The sequence below is a fragment of the Paraburkholderia sp. SIMBA_053 genome, from assembly GCF_046534895.1.
Taxonomy (GTDB): domain Bacteria; phylum Pseudomonadota; class Gammaproteobacteria; order Burkholderiales; family Burkholderiaceae; genus Paraburkholderia; species Paraburkholderia caledonica.
In genome coordinates, this window is sequence record NZ_JAWRXU010001807.1 from 1 (window position 1) to 233 (window position 233).

Genomic DNA, 233 nt, shown 5'->3' on the forward strand with positions numbered 1-233 from the left:
CGTGGTCTGGGCAGCGGCGAGAACTACACGAAAGTGCTGGAGCCACTGGCCGACAAGCTCGGCGCGGCAATGGGCGCATCGCGCGCAGCCGTCGATGCTGGCTACGTGCCGAACGACTATCAGGTCGGTCAGACGGGGAAGATCGTCGCGCCGCAGCTTTACATCGCGGTCGGCATCTCGGGCGCGATCCAGCATCTGGCTGGCATGAAGGACTCGAAGGTTATCGTCGCAAT

General features: G+C 63.5%; 1 protein-coding gene. It reads left to right on the top strand.

From position 1 onward, the window contains the following. Positions 1-233: electron transfer flavoprotein subunit alpha/FixB family protein (locus tag SB753_RS41745; protein ID WP_410805776.1), on the top strand; the 233-nt coding region annotated here is incomplete at both ends.